At 54.1% G+C, this 18,364-nt stretch carries 16 protein-coding genes; 10 read left to right on the top strand and 6 right to left on the bottom strand.

What is annotated here, in order from left to right; all coding sequences use genetic code 11:
* Window positions 1-8 precede the first annotated feature (8 nt).
* Both ABJI08_RS08625 and ABJI08_RS08620 read left to right on the top strand, forming a co-directional pair.
* The gene (locus ABJI08_RS08625; protein ID WP_348401420.1) at window positions 9-1,022 is read left to right on the top strand and encodes a hypothetical protein; all 1,014 of its coding nucleotides are present in this window, start codon (window positions 9-11) and stop codon (window positions 1,020-1,022) included.
* Between the two features lie 22 nt (window positions 1,023-1,044).
* On the top strand, window positions 1,045-2,604 hold the full coding sequence (locus ABJI08_RS08620) for a phosphate ABC transporter substrate-binding/OmpA family protein (RefSeq protein ID WP_348401419.1): 1,560 nt from the start codon (window positions 1,045-1,047) through the stop codon (window positions 2,602-2,604).
* A gap of 2 nt (window positions 2,605-2,606) precedes the next feature.
* Here the strand turns inward: ABJI08_RS08620 and radC are convergent, their stop codons facing one another.
* A complete protein-coding gene (gene radC, locus ABJI08_RS08615; RefSeq protein WP_348401418.1) occupies window positions 2,607-3,368 on the bottom strand; it encodes a DNA repair protein RadC in 762 nt (253 codons plus the stop codon).
* A 228-nt stretch (window positions 3,369-3,596) separates the two neighbouring features.
* Here radC and ABJI08_RS08610 point away from each other — a divergent pair, with 228 nt between their 5' ends.
* Entirely contained in the window at window positions 3,597-4,436 is an 840-nt protein-coding gene (locus ABJI08_RS08610) for an amino acid ABC transporter substrate-binding protein (protein WP_348401417.1), read from the top strand.
* 95 nt (window positions 4,437-4,531) lie between these two features.
* Here the strand turns inward: ABJI08_RS08610 and dnaJ are convergent, their stop codons facing one another.
* Window positions 4,532-5,677 carry a molecular chaperone DnaJ gene (gene dnaJ / locus ABJI08_RS08605; protein ID WP_348401416.1) on the bottom strand — a complete coding sequence of 382 codons (1,146 nt, stop codon included), beginning with the start codon at window positions 5,675-5,677 and terminating at the stop codon, window positions 4,532-4,534.
* 80 nt (window positions 5,678-5,757) lie between these two features.
* Window positions 5,758-7,671 carry a molecular chaperone DnaK gene (gene dnaK / locus ABJI08_RS08600; RefSeq protein WP_348401415.1) on the bottom strand — a complete coding sequence of 638 codons (1,914 nt, stop codon included), beginning with the start codon at window positions 7,669-7,671 and terminating at the stop codon, window positions 5,758-5,760.
* Window positions 7,672-7,880: 209 nt separating this feature from the next.
* Between dnaK and ABJI08_RS08595 the strand changes: the two genes are divergently transcribed.
* Window positions 7,881-8,504: an alpha-ketoglutarate-dependent dioxygenase AlkB gene (locus tag ABJI08_RS08595; RefSeq protein ID WP_348401414.1), complete on the top strand. Its 624-nt coding sequence runs from the start codon at window positions 7,881-7,883 to the stop codon at window positions 8,502-8,504.
* Here ABJI08_RS08595 and ABJI08_RS08590 read toward each other — a convergent pair.
* Together ABJI08_RS08590 and ABJI08_RS08585 are read right to left on the bottom strand one after the other, a co-directional pair.
* Window positions 8,501-9,100, bottom strand: coding sequence for an SH3 domain-containing protein (locus ABJI08_RS08590; protein ID WP_348401413.1), 600 nt, complete (start codon window positions 9,098-9,100; stop codon window positions 8,501-8,503). The two genes, ABJI08_RS08595 and ABJI08_RS08590, sit on opposite strands and share 4 nt — an antisense overlap.
* Complete coding sequence (locus ABJI08_RS08585; protein ID WP_348401412.1) at window positions 9,097-9,918, bottom strand: ABC transporter permease; 822 nt, start codon at window positions 9,916-9,918, stop codon at window positions 9,097-9,099. The genes ABJI08_RS08590 and ABJI08_RS08585 overlap by 4 nt, the downstream gene beginning before the upstream one ends.
* Before the next feature lie 119 nt (window positions 9,919-10,037).
* Between ABJI08_RS08585 and cysQ the strand changes: the two genes are divergently transcribed.
* The 4 genes from cysQ to ABJI08_RS08565 are packed head-to-tail and all read left to right on the top strand — an operon-like array spanning window position 10,038 to window position 13,915.
* On the top strand, window positions 10,038-10,835 hold the full coding sequence (gene cysQ / locus ABJI08_RS08580) for a 3'(2'),5'-bisphosphate nucleotidase CysQ (protein WP_348401411.1): 798 nt from the start codon (window positions 10,038-10,040) through the stop codon (window positions 10,833-10,835).
* A complete protein-coding gene (locus ABJI08_RS08575; protein WP_348401410.1) occupies window positions 10,835-11,635 on the top strand; it encodes a manno-octulosonate cytidylyltransferase in 801 nt (266 codons plus the stop codon). The genes cysQ and ABJI08_RS08575 overlap by 1 nt, the downstream gene beginning before the upstream one ends.
* Complete coding sequence (locus tag ABJI08_RS08570; RefSeq protein ID WP_348401409.1) at window positions 11,632-12,867, top strand: glycosyltransferase; 1,236 nt, start codon at window positions 11,632-11,634, stop codon at window positions 12,865-12,867. The genes ABJI08_RS08575 and ABJI08_RS08570 overlap by 4 nt, the downstream gene beginning before the upstream one ends.
* A gap of 28 nt (window positions 12,868-12,895) precedes the next feature.
* Window positions 12,896-13,915 (top strand): NAD-dependent epimerase/dehydratase family protein, encoded by a 1,020-nt coding sequence (locus ABJI08_RS08565; RefSeq protein ID WP_348401408.1) that lies wholly within the window; start codon window positions 12,896-12,898, stop codon window positions 13,913-13,915.
* Here the strand turns inward: ABJI08_RS08565 and ABJI08_RS08560 are convergent, their stop codons facing one another.
* Window positions 13,916-15,802, bottom strand: a complete 1,887-nt coding sequence (locus ABJI08_RS08560) for a nucleoside-diphosphate sugar epimerase/dehydratase (RefSeq protein ID WP_348401407.1) — start codon at window positions 15,800-15,802, stop codon at window positions 13,916-13,918. It abuts the gene before it with no gap.
* 422 nt (window positions 15,803-16,224) lie between these two features.
* On the opposite strand from ABJI08_RS08560, the gene ABJI08_RS08555 reads away from it, so the two are divergent.
* Together ABJI08_RS08555 and galU are read left to right on the top strand one after the other, a co-directional pair.
* On the top strand, window positions 16,225-17,283 hold the full coding sequence (locus ABJI08_RS08555; RefSeq protein WP_348401406.1) for a polysaccharide biosynthesis/export family protein: 1,059 nt from the start codon (window positions 16,225-16,227) through the stop codon (window positions 17,281-17,283).
* A 183-nt stretch (window positions 17,284-17,466) separates the two neighbouring features.
* Window positions 17,467-18,360: a UTP--glucose-1-phosphate uridylyltransferase GalU gene (galU, locus tag ABJI08_RS08550; protein WP_348401405.1), complete on the top strand. Its 894-nt coding sequence runs from the start codon at window positions 17,467-17,469 to the stop codon at window positions 18,358-18,360.
* The last annotated feature ends 4 nt before the right edge of the window (window positions 18,361-18,364 follow it).

The raw sequence follows: 18,364 nt of genomic DNA, 5'->3' as shown, positions 1-18,364 counted from the left end.
AGCGCGGAATGTCAAATGTTAAAAACGTGTACCGAAGATATGCTCTGGCCGGAGCAACATTCTCGGTCGCTATATCCATCGGATTCTTTATGCAAAGCAGTGAGGCCAGCCAGGCCCCGGTTTTGCCAAAAACGTCGAATTTGTTGAATTCTGTCGCGGCGGAAAATGTCAGCCTCCCGGGTTCTAAGGTTAAGCCTCAGGCAGGATCGGCCAAAGTGCTGCCGTCTATGCCTCAGGAGAACGTGACCCATGCAAACCTGCCGGAACTGCCTGTCGTTCTTGTCGTTTCAAAAGACGCGCCGGTCGGCCTTTTGCCTCAGGAAGAGACTGCGCCCGCGCTGGGATGCAAAAGTGAGCTGTTGGCCAGCCCGGCTGCAGCCGCAATGGTCGAGCTTGTGTTGCACGCACCATGCCAGTCAGGGGAGCGGGTAACGTTTCACCATGAAGGCATGCGTTTTACGCAAGTGGTTGGGCAAGACAGTACATTGAAACTCAAAGTGCCTGCTTTGGCCGAGAACGCCTTGTTTGCGGCGGCTTTTCCAAATGGCGATGGCGCAATTGTATCAATCCGAGTGGATACCTTGTCATTTTACGACCGCGCCGTTGTTCAATGGAAGGGCGAGGGCGGAATGCAACTGCACGCGCGGGAGTTCGGAGCGGCTTATGGTAGCGAAGGCCATGTCTGGAGCGGTTCCCCGCGCAGCGTGACGGCTGTTTCCGGAGGAGCCGGTGGGTTTCATACCCGAATGGGCGACACTTCGGTACCCGAGGCCTATAAAGCCGAAGTCTACACATTCCCGACCGGAACGACCAAAAACATAGGTTCCGTAGACGTAACCGTCGAGGCGGAAATTGACGCGGGAAACTGTGGCAAGCGGATTGAAGCACAGTCGATTGAAGTTCAGATCGGAAAAGTGCCAGTTGTTCACGATCTAAACCTCGAAATGCCCGGTTGTGACGCCGCAGGTGAATTTCTGGTGTTGAAAAACCTTCTCCAAGACCTGACAATCGCGCAGAATTAAAGTCTGCAAGTCAGGAACAGACATGTTTCAATTTCGTGCGGCGATTATCGCCGCACTATTCCTTTTTTTGAACGGATTTTCTGCTGTCGCACAGGATGTGACGCTGACGTCTCATGATGGCGCTGTGGAAATCACCGGCACATTGCTTGGTTTTGACGGCGAGCTTTACCGTGTCGATACGGTGTATGGCGAACTTACCGTCGACGGCACAGGCGTTCAGTGTGAGGGGCCGGGTTGCCCTAACCTGCTAAATTATGTCGCCGATATTTCTGTATCAGGATCATCGACAATGGCAGAGCTGCTCATGCCAGCCCTGCTTGAGGCATTTGCGCTTAGAGAAGGGTATTCCGTCGAACGTATTGGTGACACGGTTACCCGATTTGAATATCACCTTATCGCCATTGACACAGGTGAGAAGCGGGCCAGGTTTCGGTTCCATGCCAGCAATTCTGACGAAGGATTCGCAGATCTTTTGGCCGATGAGGCCGACATTGCCATGTCCTTGCGTGAGATACGTCCGCGCGAGGCCCAGTTGGGTTTTGAAGCCGGATTGGGCGACATGACAGAGGCAAATCGCAGCCGGGTTCTTGCGCTGGACGGCATGGTGCCAGTGGTGTCCGCAAGCAATCCTGTGACTTCGATTTCACTCGAACAGCTGGCGCGTGTCTTTTCGGGAAAAATCACCAACTGGCAGGAATTTGGCGGGCCCAATGCGCCAATAACCACACATTTGATTGATCCGAGATCCGGGTTGGCGCAGGCGGTTGAAGACCAGCTTATGGCACGCGCGAGGGTGCCATTTTCGGAAGACATCGTGCGCCATGACCGAAATATCTCGTTAATCTCAGCGGTACGAAGGGACCCGTTTTCAATTGGAATCGCCAGCTATGCCGAAACCGGGGCGACTAAAAAACTGATGTTAACAGGTAGTTGCGGATTTTCGCTCTCTGCGTCGCGACGCACGATCAAAACCGAAGACTATCCTTTGAATGCACCGATGTTTTTGTATTTCCCGGCCCGGAGATTACCAAAACTGGCAAGGGATTTCCTGTCCTACACCAGAAGCCCTTCAGCGCAGATTGTGATCCGGCGGGCTGGATTTGTGGATCAGTCGCCTGAGGAGGTTCCGATCAATTTGCAAGGTGACAGGTTTGCCAATGCAATTTCATCGGCGGGTTCAGAAGTGCCGCTGGATGAACTGCAGCGCATGACAACCTTCTTGTCAGACTTAAATCGATTGACCACGTCTTTTCGATTTCAGACAGGATCAACCAGCCTGGACGCTCAGTCACGTTCCAACGTTCAGCAGCTCGCACGAGCGTTGGAAGCGGGCATTTACGATGCGAGGCGGCTTGTTTTTGTGGGGTTCTCTGACGGGGAAGGTCCAGCAACAGCCAACCGAAACATTGCCTCAAAGCGTGCCGCGGTTGTCAGGGATGCTGTGATTTCGGCGGCGGAGACGGCGAACCTTGAGCGTTTGAATCTGGAAGTTGTGGCCTTTGGTGAGGCAATGCCAATGGCGTGTGACGACAGCTCGTGGGGGCGTCAGGTCAACCGGCGCGTCGAGATTTGGGTGCGGTGAACTTAAAGCAAACCTTCTGACCGAAAGCTCAATTCCCGGGATTTTCCAATGATAAGGTGGTCGTGAAGGGTCAGCCCCAACGCTTGTACGGCCATTTGAATCTGCTGTGTCATGCTGATGTCAGACTCCGACGGGGTGGGGTCACCGGATGGGTGATTATGCACTAAAATCAAGGCACTGGCATTCAATTCCAGAGCGCGTTTTGCGACCTCACGCGGGTAGACCGGGACGTGGTTGACTGTGCCTTGTGCCTGCTCTTCGTCGGCGATCAGAGTGTTTTTGGTATCCAGATACAAAACCCGGAATTGTTCGATGTCACGATGCGCCATGGTGGTATGGCAATAGTCCAGCAGCGCATCCCAACCTGACAGCACCTGCCGCTGCATCACTCTGGACCGGGCGAGCCGGTGGGCCGATGCTTCGATAATTTTCAATTCGACAATCACAGCGTCTCCGACGCCGCTCACTTCGCGCAGGCGTGCCACAGGAGCAGACATGATGCCGTTGAAATCCCCGAATGTTTCCAACAAGTTATGCGCAAGCGGTTTTACGTCCCGCCGGGGAATGGCGCGAAATAAAACCAGTTCCAACAGTTCGTAATCGGGCATTGCCAAGGCACCACCGGACAGGAAACGTTCGCGCAGACGTTTGCGGTGATCGGCAATATACGAGGGAAGCTTGCCGGTTGGCAGTGGCGTCACGGGGGCTTCGTCCTGATCAAACAAGGGCAGGGGCATTTCCGAAAATGACTGATTATCCGACATATTCGAAAGCGTGCCGGATCATGGTGAAAGAAACGTTAACCCGAGAAAACGTTAACGCCAGATCAAGCGTCGGCCCACCGTCGGTATTATGTCGGTATCGCGTCGGTGTGGTGGATGAGCGCAAAAGCGCGTTAACGTTGAGTAGGGGCTTGTGGGCACCCGGCATTGGTGGGAAACTTTGGCCCAACTCCAGAACACAATACCAAAACACTTGGACAGGATTTTCTCATGCGGACCATTTTATTATCCCTTCTCGCGATGGCGGCTTTTACAGCCCCTGCGACTGCGCAGACCCTTGAGCGCATCAAAGAGACGCAAACGCTTAATCTGGGGTATCGGGTGGATGCCGCACCGATGTCTTACCGGTTCGACTCTGGTGAGCCTGCGGGCTATACACCGCTTCTTTGCGTAAAAGTGGCGCAGGCGATCACCAATCACCTGAAGCTTGAAAATCTGGATGTTCAATTTGTTCCGGTTGATGCCGCCAACCGGTTTGAAAAAGTTGCAAGTGGCGAAGTTGACTTGCATTGCGGTGCCGCGACGATCACCCTTGAACGTCGCGCGTTGGTAGATTTTTCGATCCCGACCTTTGTTGATGGTACGTCGCTTTTGCTGCGTAAAGACGCAGCGGAACAGTTCTCGGATCTGGCAGGCAAAAAGCTTGGCGTGCGCCGTGACACGACCACGGAAACTGCGTTGGTGAATTCGCTGACAGGGGCCGCCGTGGTGGCCGAGGTCGTGCGTTTTGTTGAGCATGACGCCGGTATGAAGGCGATGGAAGCAGGAGAGATCGACGCGTATTTTGCCGATCAATCCATTCTGGTTGGGCTTTATTCCAACAGCGAAAAGGCAGCCGAGTTTAAGATGTCGACTGATATCCTGACCGTCGAGAAGCAGGGTCTTGCAATGGCACGTGGCGATTCCGAATTTCGTCTGGTTGTAGACCGGGCTTTGTCGAATTTGTATTCGACTGGCGAAATGCAGCAGGTGCTGAAAGAGGCAATTCCCAGCCTGACACCCGGCATTGCATTGCAGGCGATGTATATGCTGGCGCCCGTTCTGGACTAGTACCCATCATAATAAACGCAAAAAAGGCGCGCCGTTGTGGCGCGCCTTTTTCGTTTCTGTAAGTCCGTTCAGAAAGTCACTGAAACGGGTCTGTTTCAGCCCTTCATGCTGTCCCAAAAATTCTTGACCGATCTGAAGAATGTGCTGCTTTCGGGGTTATTCTCTTCTGAAAGATCTTCGAATTCGCGCAGCAATTCTTTTTGGCGAGAGGTCAGGTTCACCGGCGTTTCAACTGCCAGTTCGATCATCATGTCGCCAGCACCACCACCGCGCAGGGCGGGCATGCCCTTGCTGCGCAGGCGCATCTGGCGGCCCGACTGAGACCCGGATGGGATTTTGACCCGGCTGCGACCACCGTCAATTGTGGGCACTTCGATGTCGCCACCCAAAGCTGCGTTGGTCATAGAGACAGGCACGCGGCAAAAGAGGTTTGGACCTTCTCGTTCGAAAATCTTGTGCGGCGCAACTTCTATAAAGATATAGAGATCGCCGGTGGGCCCACCACGCATGCCCGCCTCGCCTTCGCCAGCCAGCCGGATACGTGTGCCGGTTTCAACGCCAGCGGGGATATTGACCGACAGCGCGCGGTCTTTTTCGACACGGCCCTGACCGCCACACCCATTACATGGGTTTTTGATGATCTGACCCAGCCCTGAACAGGTCGGACAGGTGCGTTCTACGGTAAAGAAACCCTGTTGCGCGCGCACTTTGCCCATACCCGAACATGTGGGGCATGTGGTTGGCTCGGCGCCGCCTTCGGCACCCGAGCCGGTGCATTTTTCGCACTGAATGGAGGTTGGCACATTGATGGTTTTCTGCATGCCGGAAAACGCGTCTTCCAGCGACACACGCAGGTTGTAACGCAGGTCAGCGCCACGCGCCGCGCGTTGACGTCCACCGCCGCCGCGCTGGCCCATGAAGTCGCCAAAAAGATCGTCGAACACGTCAGAAAAGGCACTGGCAAAGTCGCCCTGACCACCGGGGTGGCCACCGCGTGGACCGCCGCCCATGCCGCCTTCGAAGGCCTGATGACCAAAGCGGTCATAGGCCGCCTTTTTCTCGGCGTCCTTCAGAATTTCATAGGCTTCGTTGGCCTCTTTGAACTGGCTTTCTGCATCGGGGTTGTCAGCGTTGCGGTCGGGGTGCAGTTCTTTGGCTTTTTTGCGAAAGCCTTTTTTAATTTCGTCCGCGGAAGCCCCTTTGCTGACGCCAAGCACCTCGTAGAAGTCACGTTTTGCCATGGGTTACTCCTGTGGCACGGACTGAAAAGGGCCGACCCGGCAATCGGACCGGCCCCATTTTCAGTTCCGATGATGCGCCATTAGCGCTTGTCGCCGTCCAGATCTTCGAAATCGGCATCGACGATGTCGTCTTCGCTTGGACCGGCATCCGCAGCGGTAGGCTCGTCACCGGCCTCTGCCTGGCTGGACTTGTAGATCGCTTCACCCAGCTTCATGGCCGCTTCGGTCACGTTCTGAATGCCAGATTTGATCTTGTCAGCAGCGGCGTCCTCTTTTTCGAGGTCGTCTTTCAGAGCTGCGATGGCCAGCTCGATGGCTTCGACAGTGGTCGGGTCGACCTTGTCGGAATGCTCTTCCACGGACTTTTCAGTCGAGTGGATCAGCGATTCAGCCTGGTTACGGGCTTCGATCAGCTCGCGGCGTTCTTTGTCCGACTCGGCGTTCTCTTCGGCGTCTTTGACCATCTTTTCGATGTCGTCATCCGACAGACCACCCGATGCCTGAATGGTGATCTTCTGCTCTTTGCCGGTGCCTTTGTCCAAAGCGCCAACCGACACGATGCCGTTGGCGTCGATGTCAAAGGTCACTTCGATCTGTGGCATGCCGCGGGGGGCAGGCGGGATGTCTTCGAGGTTGAACTGGCCGAGGATTTTGTTGTCGGCAGCCATTTCACGTTCACCCTGGAAACAGCGGATGGTCACGGCGTTCTGGTTGTCTTCTGCAGTCGAGAAGATTTGCGATTTTTTGGTCGGGATCGTGGTGTTGCGATCGATCAGGCGGGTGAAAACGCCACCCAGAGTTTCGATGCCCAGCGACAGCGGAGTCACGTCCAGCAGAACCACGTCTTTGACGTCGCCCTGAAGAACACCAGCCTGAATGGCGGCGCCCATGGCAACAACTTCGTCCGGGTTAACGCCTTTGTGGGGCTCTTTACCGAAGAACTTGGTCACTTCCTGAATGACGCGCGGCATGCGGGTCATACCACCAACCAGAACCACTTCGTCAATCTCACTTGCGGACATGCCAGCGTCTTTCAACGCAGCCTGACATGGCTTGAGCGATGCTTTGACGAGGTCGCTGACCAGCGATTCCAGCTTGGCACGGGTCAGTTTGATGACCATGTGCAGCGGTGTACCCGAAGATGGGTCCATCGAGATGAACGGCTGGTTGATTTCGGTCTGTGACGCGCTCGACAATTCGATTTTGGCTTTTTCGGCAGCTTCCTTGAGGCGCTGCAGTGCCATTTTGTCTTTGGTCAGATCAACGTTGTGTTCTTTTTTGAACTCGCCCGCCAAGTAGTTGACGATGCGCATGTCAAAGTCTTCACCGCCCAGGAATGTGTCGCCGTTTGTCGACTTCACTTCGAACAGGCCGTCGTCGATTTCCAGAATGGTCACGTCGAACGTACCGCCGCCAAGGTCATAAACGGCGATGGTGTGGGTTTCTTCTTTGTCCAGACCATAGGCCAGCGCGGCAGCTGTTGGCTCGTTGATGATCCGCAGCACTTCGAGGCCAGCAATCTTGCCAGCGTCTTTGGTGGCCTGACGCTGCGCGTCGTTAAAGTATGCAGGAACGGTAATCACGGCTTGCGTGACGTCTTCGCCTAGATAGCTTTCAGCGGTTTCTTTCATCTTGCCGAGAATGAAGGCCGAAATTTGCGACGGGCTGTATTTCTCGTCTCTGGCTTCGACCCAAGCATCGCCATTGCCGCCGTTGATCACGGAGAAAGGCATGTTCTTTTTGTCTTTGGCCAGATCGGAATCGTCGAACCGACGACCAATCAGACGTTTAACGCCGAAAACGGTGTTTTCCGGGTTGGTGACGGCCTGGCGTTTTGCCGGCTGGCCTACAAGGCGCTCGTCATCTGTGAAAGCGACGATTGACGGGGTGGTGCGGGCACCTTCCGCGTTTTCGATCACTTTTGGTTGCGAACCATCCATGATGGCAACGCAAGAGTTTGTTGTACCGAGGTCGATACCGATTACTTTGCTCATTTTCGATCCCTTCTAAATTAAGGCGATTTCATCAGGTCCGGACCCGTTATGGCATCCGTGCCCGATCCACTTAGCAGCAGCCCTTGCAAGCCGCTACGCTTCGGAGGGTATATAGGGAGGTCAAAATGCCCGTGCAAGCGTCTGAACGCCGGGTTTGGTTGTAAATTCCACCATTTTTGCCCGCATTTGTCATTGAGGGGCGTTAAGCCATGAACACATCGTTAAACATTCGGGGATTCGCGCTGTTTCAGACGTATTTGGCATCGGACGCGCAGGTGGCGTTGATCGATGCATTACGGGATGTCGTCAGGCAGGCGCCAATGCGTGCACCGGTAACAAGATGGGGCAAACCCATGAGCGTCCGGATGACCAGCGCGGGCCGGGTTGGATGGATTTCAGATCAGCAAGGGTATCGATATGAACCAACGCAAAGCGATGGGTCAAAATGGCCGTCAATCCCTGATCAGGTGCTGCGACTTTGGCGCGATGTGACCAGGCTGGACCGTGACCCTGACTGTTGTTTGATCAATTATTACGGAGAGGGCGCGCGGATGGGGCTTCATCAGGATAAGGATGAAGGAAATTTCCAATGGCCGGTGGTGTCGGTGTCGTTAGGGGATGAAGGCCTGTTTCGCATGGGCGGAACCGAGCGGGGCGGAAAGACAGACTCGGTCTGGTTGCGATCTGGCGACGTTGTGGTGATGGGCGGCGCGGCGCGGTTGGCCTATCACGGGGTTGATCGCATACGGTTTGGGTCGTCGCGCCTGTTACCAGATGCAGGGCGGATCAATCTGACATTGCGTGTGGTCGATGCCGACGGCGCGCAATCCTAGTACGAGGTCAAAGAGCAGCAGCCCGAGAGCAACGCCGTCTCACCTTCATTATGATAGAGAACATCGACGGCCAGCCCATAGTCCCTGTCGGACATGCCGTCATTGCATGCTTCCTGGCTCAGAACAGCTGAGCTTTCGGCGAACCGGATAGCATATCGGCCGGGATGATTGTGGGATCTGAACATCAGGCCCGCGGGATGCTGTGTGTCAGGCTCTGCCATTTCAGAGAATTGTGCCTGTTGCCCCTGAGTGACGTCGAGCGACCAGAAGGGTTCTGTTCCAAAGCAGGCGAACCCGCGCGCCAAAAGGTAGTCGGGATTATCAATCTGACGCTTTAGAAATCGCATGGATACCCAGCCAGACCGTTCACCTGCATTCACCTGACCCCATGTACCGGTGTCATTGATTGCAATGATTTCGACGTCGGCCTGTTGATGGGACAAAGTGCCGATAATGTCCGAAGCGCCGGAGGCGTCGGAGCGAACATTCAGAACATCGTCTGAAGCCACGCCAGTCACATCAAACAGCGCCGGAAAAGAGTCGGCCCGCCCAATCGACGCGCAGAGCACAAAAAGGAGAGAAAGGAATCGGATCACCGCCGAGCGCCCCAGCTGACCGAGACATGTTTGCGCGTGTAGAATTCGCCCATCAATCCAAGCATTAACAATATCGTAGCGACAACGAGTGGGTATGTGATCGTGCTGTTACGGGGGTAGTAATTGATGAAAGCATATCCGCGCGCCTGATCAATACAGTGAAACAACGGGTTCCAATCAAACATATTGAGCATGAACGTTGGCAAGGTGTTGGCCACGAACATCTTGCCCGACGCGATCATGTTTGCGCGCTGATACACGGTGCTGGCAATGCTGACAAAGGTTGGGAACCACGGTTTCAAAGCGAGCAACACCATACCAATGCCGATTCCGGCAAACCACGCCAGCAACAACATGCCAAACGCGCCAATTGGATCGTCAATTTCGATCGGCGTTACGGCGGCGTGATAGATGAACAGAATGGCAAATAGCGACAACACCTGAATATAAAGCGTGCCCAGCGCAGCAGAGATAATCGAGATAATTGTGTTCATTGGCGCGTGTTTCATCATCGGAGAGCTTGGGCCCTCGGATCCAACGACAGCACCAAGAGTTTTGGTGTGAGTCAGAAACAGAAAGATGCCAGACATCAGATAGATCAAAAAATCGCCACGCAGTGCCGCACTGCGCAATCCAAGAACGGTGAACATCACGTAAAAGGCGATCACAAATATGAACGCCTGAAGCATGTTGATAAGGATCGACAAAATCGCATTGCCGTGCGACTTGCGCACGTTTCTGACGATGGAATGATATACCAGTTCGGCAATGTTGACTGCCGACTGAATCGTCGTTCTGGGGACCGATTGTTGAAACATCGCCTCTGCCGTCCGCGGATTGTCGCAGTTATGTCAGGGAATTCTTGATGATCCCTTACCATGCAAGCATAAGGGGCAAATCGATGCAATTCAACCAAAGCCCTTAAAGGAGAAGAGATTTGGACTATGACCAGTTGATCCCGGTCATTCGCAAGCTGGCCATCGAGGCCGGAGCGGTGATAATGGATATTTATAACTCCGATGATTTTGACGTGAAGGTCAAATCCGATGACAGCCCTGTGACGGCAGCCGACGAAGCGGCGGATGTATTGATTTCGGCCGGTCTTCGTGCCGCTTTCCCCGATGTGATGCTGGTCACAGAGGAACAGTCCGAGAGCCATACTGCAAAGGGCGACACATTCCTGATTGTCGATCCTTTGGATGGTACCAAAGAGTTCGTACATCGGCGCGGCGATTTTACGGTCAATATTGCTTATGTCGAAAATGGCGTTCCGCAGCGCGGCGTTGTGTATGCACCGGCAAAGAACCGGATGTTTTTCACGCAGGCCGATGGGCAGGCGGTTGAAGAAACCGGTGCGTTTGATCCGGACACCGTCGGCGATGTTACGCCAATGAAGGTGGCCAATTCCGACAATGCGGCATTGCTGGTCGTTGCGTCGAAATCGCACCTGACGGATGAAACCAAGGACTATATCGCCAAATATGACGTCGCGGATTTCAAAAGCGCTGGTTCGTCGCTTAAATTCTGCCTTGTTGCGACTGGCGAAGCTGACATCTATCCGCGCGTTGGCCGCACGATGGAGTGGGACACAGCCGCAGGGCATGCCGTGTTGCTGGGTGCGGGCGGACAGGTGGTGCGGTTTGATGACCACACAACGCTGACCTATGGCAAAGAGGATTTCGCCAACCCTTATTTTATCGCTTATGCTCCGGGTGTGAGCCTTAAGGAGGCCTGATGTCCGTTCTGATCGTCATTCCTGCGCGCTACCAATCCAGCCGGTATCCCGGCAAACCTTTGGCTGAACTCAAAGGCGCAACCGGGATTTCAAAAAGTCTGGTACAACGGTCGTGGGAAGCCGCGATTGAGGTGCAAAGTGTTGACCGTGTGGTCGTGGCGACGGATGATGATCGAATACGGGCCGCCGCAGAGGGGTTTGGCGCCGAAGTGGTGATGACCTCGTCGTCCTGTTTTAACGGGACGGAACGCTGTGCTGAGGCATTTGATAATCTCGGGGGCGGGTTTGATATTGTGGTCAATCTGCAAGGTGACGCCCCCTTGACCCCCGCCTGGTTCATCGAGGATCTGGTAACGGGCTTGCGCAATGACGCGATGGCCGAGGTGGCGACACCTGTATTGCGTTGTGACGGACGGGCGTTGAACGGGTTTATTGAAGATCGCAAGGCGGGGCGCGTCGGCGGCACGACGGCGGTTTTCACCAAAGATTGCCACGCGCTCTACTTTTCAAAAGAAGTGATTCCCTACACGTCTGAAACCTATTCCAATGATGCGGCGACGCCGGTGTTTCACCATGTGGGTGTCTATGCGTATCGCCCCGCCGCGCTGGGCGCATATCCACGGTGGAAGCCCGGCCCTCTAGAAAAACTGGAAGGCCTGGAGCAACTGCGGTTCATGGAGCATGGACGGCAGGTTTTGTGCGTGGAAGTTGAGGCGCGCGGGCGTCAGTTCTGGGAACTGAACAATCCCGAAGACGTGCCCCGGATCGAGGCGATGATGGCTGAGATGGGAACGCCGTGACATCACACCCGGTCAGCGTTGTGGTGGTCAGTCGGGGACGTCCGGCGGCGCTGAAACGGTGTCTGACCGGGGTTTCGCAGCTGGCCTATGAAGCGTTTGAAGTGATTGTCGTCACGGATACAGAAGGGTTAGAGGCGGTTGCAGCGTTACCCTTTGGAGATCAGATCAAGACCGTTCCGTATCACGACGCCAATATTTCAGCCGCCCGCAACCGTGGGATTGCACAGGCGGCAGGCGAAATTGTGGCCTTTATCGATGATGATGCTGTACCGGAAACCGGGTGGCTGTTTCACCTGATTGCTCCGTTTGCGGATGCCGAAGTTGCTGCGGCCGGTGGATTTGTGCGCGGTCGCAACGGTATTTCGATGCAATGGGCGGCGCAGAGCGTTGACCGGACTGCGGCGACGGAGCCTATTACAATTGACTCCCGCCGACCCGTCGTTCTGCACCCAAACGAAGGGCGCGCGATCAAAACCGAAGGTACAAATATGGCGGTCCGGCGCGATATTCTGGCCGAGATGGGCGGGTTTGATCCTGCGTTTCATTATTATCTGGATGAAACCGACCTTAACCTGCGATTGGCCGCGCGTGGTTTGGCGACGGCCATTGTCCCTCTGGCCGAAGTACACCACGGGTATCTGGAAAACAAACAGCGTACCAATGCACGCGTGCCACGCGACCTGTTCGAGATCGGCGCCAGTCTGGCGGTATTCCTGCGCAAGCACTGTCCAGAGACGCAGATTACATCGGTGTGGAAAGGCTTTCGCGCGGCACAACGCAAGAGAATGCTTAAGCATATGGTTCGGGGTGACGCGTTACCGGGTGACGTGCGGCGTATCCTACGGCGCCTGTCCAAGGGGTATTCCGAGGGTCAAAACCGTAGTTTCGGGTCGCTTGCGGCAATTGTTCGATCAGCCGACGGGTTTAAGCAGATGCCCGGGAATGCCCATGTCGCCAAGGTTGTAGCCGGCCGGCGATGGCAACGTAAATCTGTTCGATCACAGGCGGAATCGCTGATTGGGCAAGGGATTGTGCCGTCAGTTTTCCTGTTTAGCGCCACCGCGCTTTTTCATCGTGTCAGGTTTGACGATGCCGGATATTGGGAGCAAACCGGCGGTCTGTTTGGTCGATCCGATCGTGATCAGAAACTGTTCCGGCTGACCCGCTTTGCAAAACGACTGAAACTGGAGACGCTACGGGTTGCGGATCAGCGTCTGCTGTCAGATGAGTAGCAGGTAATTTCGGTTTGAGGACATCGCCATGACACAACGTACCGCTCTTGTTACGGGAACCGCTGGGTTTATCGGCTTTCACACGGCGCGTCGTTTGTTGAAGGACGGATGGAAAGTGATCGGTCTGGATGCGATGACCGACTATTATGATGTGGCTCTGAAAGAGCGTCGTCATTCGATCCTGTTGCAAAACGCTGGTTTTCAGGCCGTGATCGGACGTTTGGAAGAGCCGGGGCTGTTGATGCGTCTGTTTGAAGAGCATCGCCCGGATGTGGTTATTCATTTGGCGGCGCAGGCCGGAGTACGGTACTCGATCGATGAGCCGAGGTCTTATGTTGAGGCGAACCTGATCGGCACATTTGACTTGTTAGAGGCGGCACGGGCCTATCCGCCGCAGCATATGTTGCTGGCGTCGACCAGTTCTGTCTATGGGGCGAATACAGAGATGCCTTATGCGGAAACGCATAAGGTGGACATGCAGATGTCGTTTTATGCCGCGACCAAAAAGGCGAATGAGGCGATGGCCCATTCCTATGCACATCTTTACAACCTGCCGACTACGATGTTTCGGTTTTTCACGGTTTATGGTCCGTGGGGTCGACCCGATATGGCGTTGTTTAAATTTACCAAGGCGATTTTGGCTGGCCAAGCGATCGATATTTACAACCACGGCGACATGCGTCGCGACTTTACCTATATCGACGATCTGGTGGATGGGATTGTGGCGTTGATTGAGGCCGTACCGTCAGGGCCGGCAATCCGTGACACACCCAGCGAGATTGACAGTCTGAGCGAAGTCGCGCCTTGGCGTGCGGTGAATATCGGCAATGGGAACTCTGTTCCGCTGATGGCGTTTGTTGAGGCGATTGAACAAGCAATCGGCAAGAAGGCAGAGAAGAATTTTTTGCCGATGCAGCCGGGCGATGTTCCGGCAACGTGGGCTTCGGCTGATTTGTTGCAGGAATTAACAGATCAGCGCCCGGTTACGCCAGTTGCGACTGGCGTTGGCAAATTTGTCGACTGGTATCGAGACTACTACGGGGCCTGATCAGCTTTCGCCGACAACGGTCAGTATCTCTGACTCGGAATCTGCGGATTCCACCCAGCGAAGCACGGTCGCACGCAAAAGCTCCGAATCCCGGCTATCTATGGATTTGCGTAGGTCTTGCAATGCGTTGGCGATTTCCAGTTCAGACCAGTACTTTTCCTGAGCCCGCAGAATCTTGGGATGCGGTGTCGTCAACATGTCGCTGCCAATCAGCAATTCTTCGTGCATCTTTTCACCCGGCTGAAGTCCGGTGAAAAGGATTGGGATGTCGCCGTTCGGATTGGTTTCGTCGCGCACCGAGAATCCAGAGGCCTGGATCATCTGTCGGGCCACTGAAAGGATCGACACAGGCTTGCCCATGTCCAGCACGAACACGTCGCCGCCGCGCGAAAAACTTCCTGCCAGCAGAACCAGCCGAACTGCTTCGGAACGGGTCATGAAATAACGAGTGACTTCGGGATCCGTAACTGTCACAGGGCCACTATTTCGGATTTGCTCTTCGAACAATGGAATGACAGAGCCTGACGAACCCAAAACGTTGCCAAACCGAACCATTGAAAGCTTGGTTGTCTGGCTGCGGGTGGCGAGGTCCTGAACTACCAGTTCGGCCATTCGTTTTGTCGAGCCCATCATTGACGTGGGACGTACGGCCTTGTCAGTGGACACAAGAATAAACCGAGAGGCGCCTGCACGGATGGCTTCTTCGGCTACAACGCGGGTTCCCAGAACATTGTTTCTGAACCCTTCGAAGCAATTCGTTTCAACCAGATTCACATGTTTGTAGGCGGCTGCATGAAACACGACGTCAATCTGGTGCGTGATCAGAGTATCACGCACGAGTTCGGGCTGCGTAACTGACCCTAAAACAGGCACGACCTTTATACCGGCCGAAATTCCTTCAAGCTCTTTAACGACTTTGTAGAGCGCAAATTCACTGTGATCCATGACCACCAGTTCAGACGGGTTACACCCGATAATCTGCCGGCACAATTCAGACCCAATCGAGCCGCCGCCTCCAGTGACAAGAATCCGACGATTTTGGTAAGCGCTGCTGGCAGCTGGCAAATCCGATTCAAGCGCGTCGCGGCCAAGTAGGCTGGACAATTCAACGGGGGCAATGCGCGGCGCCTCTTCTCCCCGCAACACCATGTCTGCGAATGACGGCAATGCCAGAACTTCGCAATTCAGCGTACTTAGCCTTTTGGCAAGATGGATTCGCACGGATTGTTCGACCGAGGGCATCGCAAGAATAATACGTTCAATCCCGACGCGTTTTACAAGCATGGGAATGCTTTCTGGAGGATGCACTCGCATTCCGGCGACAGAGAGTTTTTGCAGCGCCGGATTGTCATCCACAAAGCAGGCAGCTTCGAACTCATCGTCGGTCTGAAGTGCGGCCGCCAATTGTTGCCCGGTTTGGCCGGCCCCGTAGATCAGCACACGTTTGCGCTTTTTTTCGCTTGAGTAAATTCGCAGAACGACTTTTCGGAGCAAAATGCGCCCGTAAACGGACATGACTGAAAACAACAGACAGAACACAACCAATGTCGGGGCATCGACGCTGGATTTCGGCCCGCTGACAAGCGTCATGAACAACCCGACGAGCCCGAACATGCCAGCCATAGTGATTGTGCTCGCAATGTCATCCATTCCATAAGCGTTTAGCTTAATCCGGTGTAATCCGAACATATGGATGACGGTGGCGGCGAGCGGTACAAAAAACAAAAGATACCACATTGACGACCAGAGTTCGGAAATCGACACGCCCCCGTTGGTCAGCACTATTTGCGCCAAAGCAAAAGCTGCGATCAACCAGAACAGGTCAAGGGCCATCAAAACATGGCCTTTTTGAGCGCGCGTCATTGAGGTGATAAGTTTATAAAACATGGCCTTTTTTCCCGGCTTAAAAGCGCCAGAGCTAAAATTTTTTTGCCTGTATTCTTTTTGTTCTAAGGATGAAAGAAATACCACTCGGCGCCCTTATAGCACTGAATTTCCAGCATTCCTAGATGTTCAACTCTTAATCGACCTGGGTCGGTTACCGACGGCGGAAATTTGCTGTTGAGTGCCGAGGCAAGAGCCGTGATCCCCATTTTCTTGCCGACGTTCGCCAGCAACATATTGCGAAAAACATGACAGCAAGATAACGGGATGTTGTTATTGTAGGACACAGTTTCTAAAACGTGCATGAGTACACAACATTTTGCTGTTTTGAGCGTCTGTATAACGTTATGAAGTGGCCAAAGAACTTGAAGGCAGTGTTGATGGGGCGCAATTTTGGACTACTTTTAGCAGTCGTCGGCTGCGTCGTGCTGACTGCCTGCAGCCTTCCTCGCGGTGCAGCGGTTAAGGGCGAAGTTATCGGGCCAAACGTCCTGCCAGAGGATGTGTCCGTTGAAGAAGTGACACGCGCTTCGGTAGGTCAGCTGTCAACTTGGCCTGAAACAGGATGGGATGGGCATTACCACTGGTTTAATCGTGATGTCGGTCCCAGCTCCAATTTGATAAGGGCCGGAGACCAGATCGTTCTGACAGTGTGGGACAATCAGGAGAACTCTTTGCTGCTTGGGCCGGAACAACGTTTTGTTCAAGTTCAACCGACGCCGGTATCGGCATCTGGTGCGGTCTTTGTTCCATATGTTGACAGCATTTTGGTTGGCGGGCTTACCGCGTCTCAGGCGCGCGAAGTCATTCAGCAAAAACTGGCACCGATTGCACCGTCGGCGCAGGTTCAGATTGAGGTTTTGCCCGGAACAAAGAATTCCGTGGATGTGGTATCTGGTGTAAGTAAGCCGGGACCGATCACATTGACCGGTCGGGATGTCTCGATTTTATCCGCACTTGCCAAAGCCGGGGGTATTCACGATTCTGTTCTGAATCCTGTGGTACGCCTTATCCGCAATGAGAAACGGTACGACATTCCGGCGAACAGCTTGTTCGAAGACCCAAAGAAAAATGTAATTCTGAGAGGCGGCGATCAGATTATCGTCGTTGAGGAACAGCGTTACTTCGTCGCGGTCGGCGCCACCGAAAAAGAAGAACTTGTGTATTTCCATCAAGAAGACATCTCAGCAATGGAAGCTGTATCTTTGCTTGGTGGTCTGCAGGACGCACGCGCAAACCCTCAGGGGTTGTTGATTTTGCGGCAGTATCAGCAGTCCGACATAAAGCTGAACGGCGGCGGGCCAAAATCTCAGTGGGTTGTTTTCGAGTTTAATCTAACAACGGCTGATGGGTTGTTTGCTGCCCGAAACTTTGATGTGAATCCCAGGGATTTGGTGCTTTCTACTGAGTCGGCGGTGAAGCCTGCGCAAGCTGTTTTCGCCCTGTTGGGGACGCTGATAGCATTGAACAACTTTAGTAACTAAACATCTTGAGGTGAACTAGGCCGGCAGCGTGTGATCTATTGTCTTTTCCTTCTTGATATCGAAGGCGGAAAAGGGCTGATGCGTTTTTGATCAAGCCGCGTTACACATTGCGTGTTTTCGCGAGTTTTGGTAAACTTCGGCCGATTGGTGGCGGTCAGATATTAAATATAGGATAATTGACAAATGCGGGCAAGAATTACGAAGGCAATTTTTCCAGTTGCTGGTCTGGGGACGCGATTTCTCCCTGCGACAAAATCGGTTCCCAAGGAAATCATGACCCTGGTTGACCGGCCGCTTATTCAATACGCAATTGATGAGGCGCGCGAAGCCGGCATTAAAGAATTTATCTTTGTGACCTCACGCGGCAAAAGCGCGCTGGAAGACTACTTTGATCACGCCCCCCACCTGGAAGAAGAGCTTCGCCGAAAAGGCAAAAATGAGCTTTTGAGCGTGCTCGAAGAAACCTACATGGAAAGCGGTGCAATCGCATATATCCGCCAGCATAGAGCGCTGGGTTTGGGTCATGCCGTGTGCTGTGCGCATCGGTTGATCGCAAATGAACCATTTGCTGTCATCCTGCCAGACGATGTTATTGCTGGTGAAACAGGGTGTCTAAAGCAGATGGTCGACGCCTATCAAGAAACTGGCGGTAGTATGGTTGCCGCGATGGAAGTGCCGCCGGAAAAAGCATCCTCCTATGGTGTGCTTGATGTCAAAGAAGACATGGGATCCTTGGTGTCCGTAAATGGCATGGTGGAAAAGCCCGAGGCGGGAACGGCTCCGTCCAACCTCGCGGTCATTGGACGATACATTCTGACCCCTGATGTGCTGCGAACTTTGCGGAACCAAGAATCAGGCAAAGGCGGAGAGATCCAGCTGACTGATGCGATTGCCGCTGAAATCGAGCGAAAGCGGAATGTCTACGGATACCGCTTTGTTGGTCAGCGGTATGATTGTGGGTCCAAAGCCGGCTTCCTTCAGGCGACTGTGGCGTTTGGTCTGGCGCGTGAAGATTTGCGGGATGAGCTGGCGGCCTATCTGGAAGAGATGGTCGCGACTCGTAAGGCCGCTCAATAAACAA

It is taken from the genome of Shimia sp., assembly GCF_039969785.1.
Lineage (GTDB): Bacteria > Pseudomonadota > Alphaproteobacteria > Rhodobacterales > Rhodobacteraceae > Shimia.
The sequence above is the reverse complement of the archived record's forward strand: the minus strand, read 5'-3'. Positions and strand labels throughout refer to the sequence as shown.

Bases quoted from the DNA above. Each gene is read 5' to 3' on its own strand.
- ABJI08_RS08625 (WP_348401420.1), top strand. From the start codon at position 9: ATGTCAAATGTTAAAAACGTGTACCGAAGATATGCTCTGGCCGGAGCA.
- ABJI08_RS08620 (WP_348401419.1), top strand. From the start codon at position 1,045: ATGTTTCAATTTCGTGCGGCGATTATCGCCGCACTATTCCTTTTTTTG.
- radC (WP_348401418.1), bottom strand. From the start codon at position 3,368: ATGTCGGATAATCAGTCATTTTCGGAAATGCCCCTGCCCTTGTTTGAT.
- ABJI08_RS08610 (WP_348401417.1), top strand. From the start codon at position 3,597: ATGCGGACCATTTTATTATCCCTTCTCGCGATGGCGGCTTTTACAGCC.
- dnaJ (WP_348401416.1), bottom strand. From the start codon at position 5,677: ATGGCAAAACGTGACTTCTACGAGGTGCTTGGCGTCAGCAAAGGGGCT.
- dnaK (WP_348401415.1), bottom strand. From the start codon at position 7,671: ATGAGCAAAGTAATCGGTATCGACCTCGGTACAACAAACTCTTGCGTT.
- ABJI08_RS08595 (WP_348401414.1), top strand. From the start codon at position 7,881: ATGAACACATCGTTAAACATTCGGGGATTCGCGCTGTTTCAGACGTAT.
- ABJI08_RS08585 (WP_348401412.1), bottom strand. From the start codon at position 9,918: ATGTTTCAACAATCGGTCCCCAGAACGACGATTCAGTCGGCAGTCAAC.
- ABJI08_RS08575 (WP_348401410.1), top strand. From the start codon at position 10,835: ATGTCCGTTCTGATCGTCATTCCTGCGCGCTACCAATCCAGCCGGTAT.
- ABJI08_RS08565 (WP_348401408.1), top strand. From the start codon at position 12,896: ATGACACAACGTACCGCTCTTGTTACGGGAACCGCTGGGTTTATCGGC.
- ABJI08_RS08560 (WP_348401407.1), bottom strand. From the start codon at position 15,802: ATGTTTTATAAACTTATCACCTCAATGACGCGCGCTCAAAAAGGCCAT.
- galU (WP_348401405.1), top strand. From the start codon at position 17,467: ATGCGGGCAAGAATTACGAAGGCAATTTTTCCAGTTGCTGGTCTGGGG.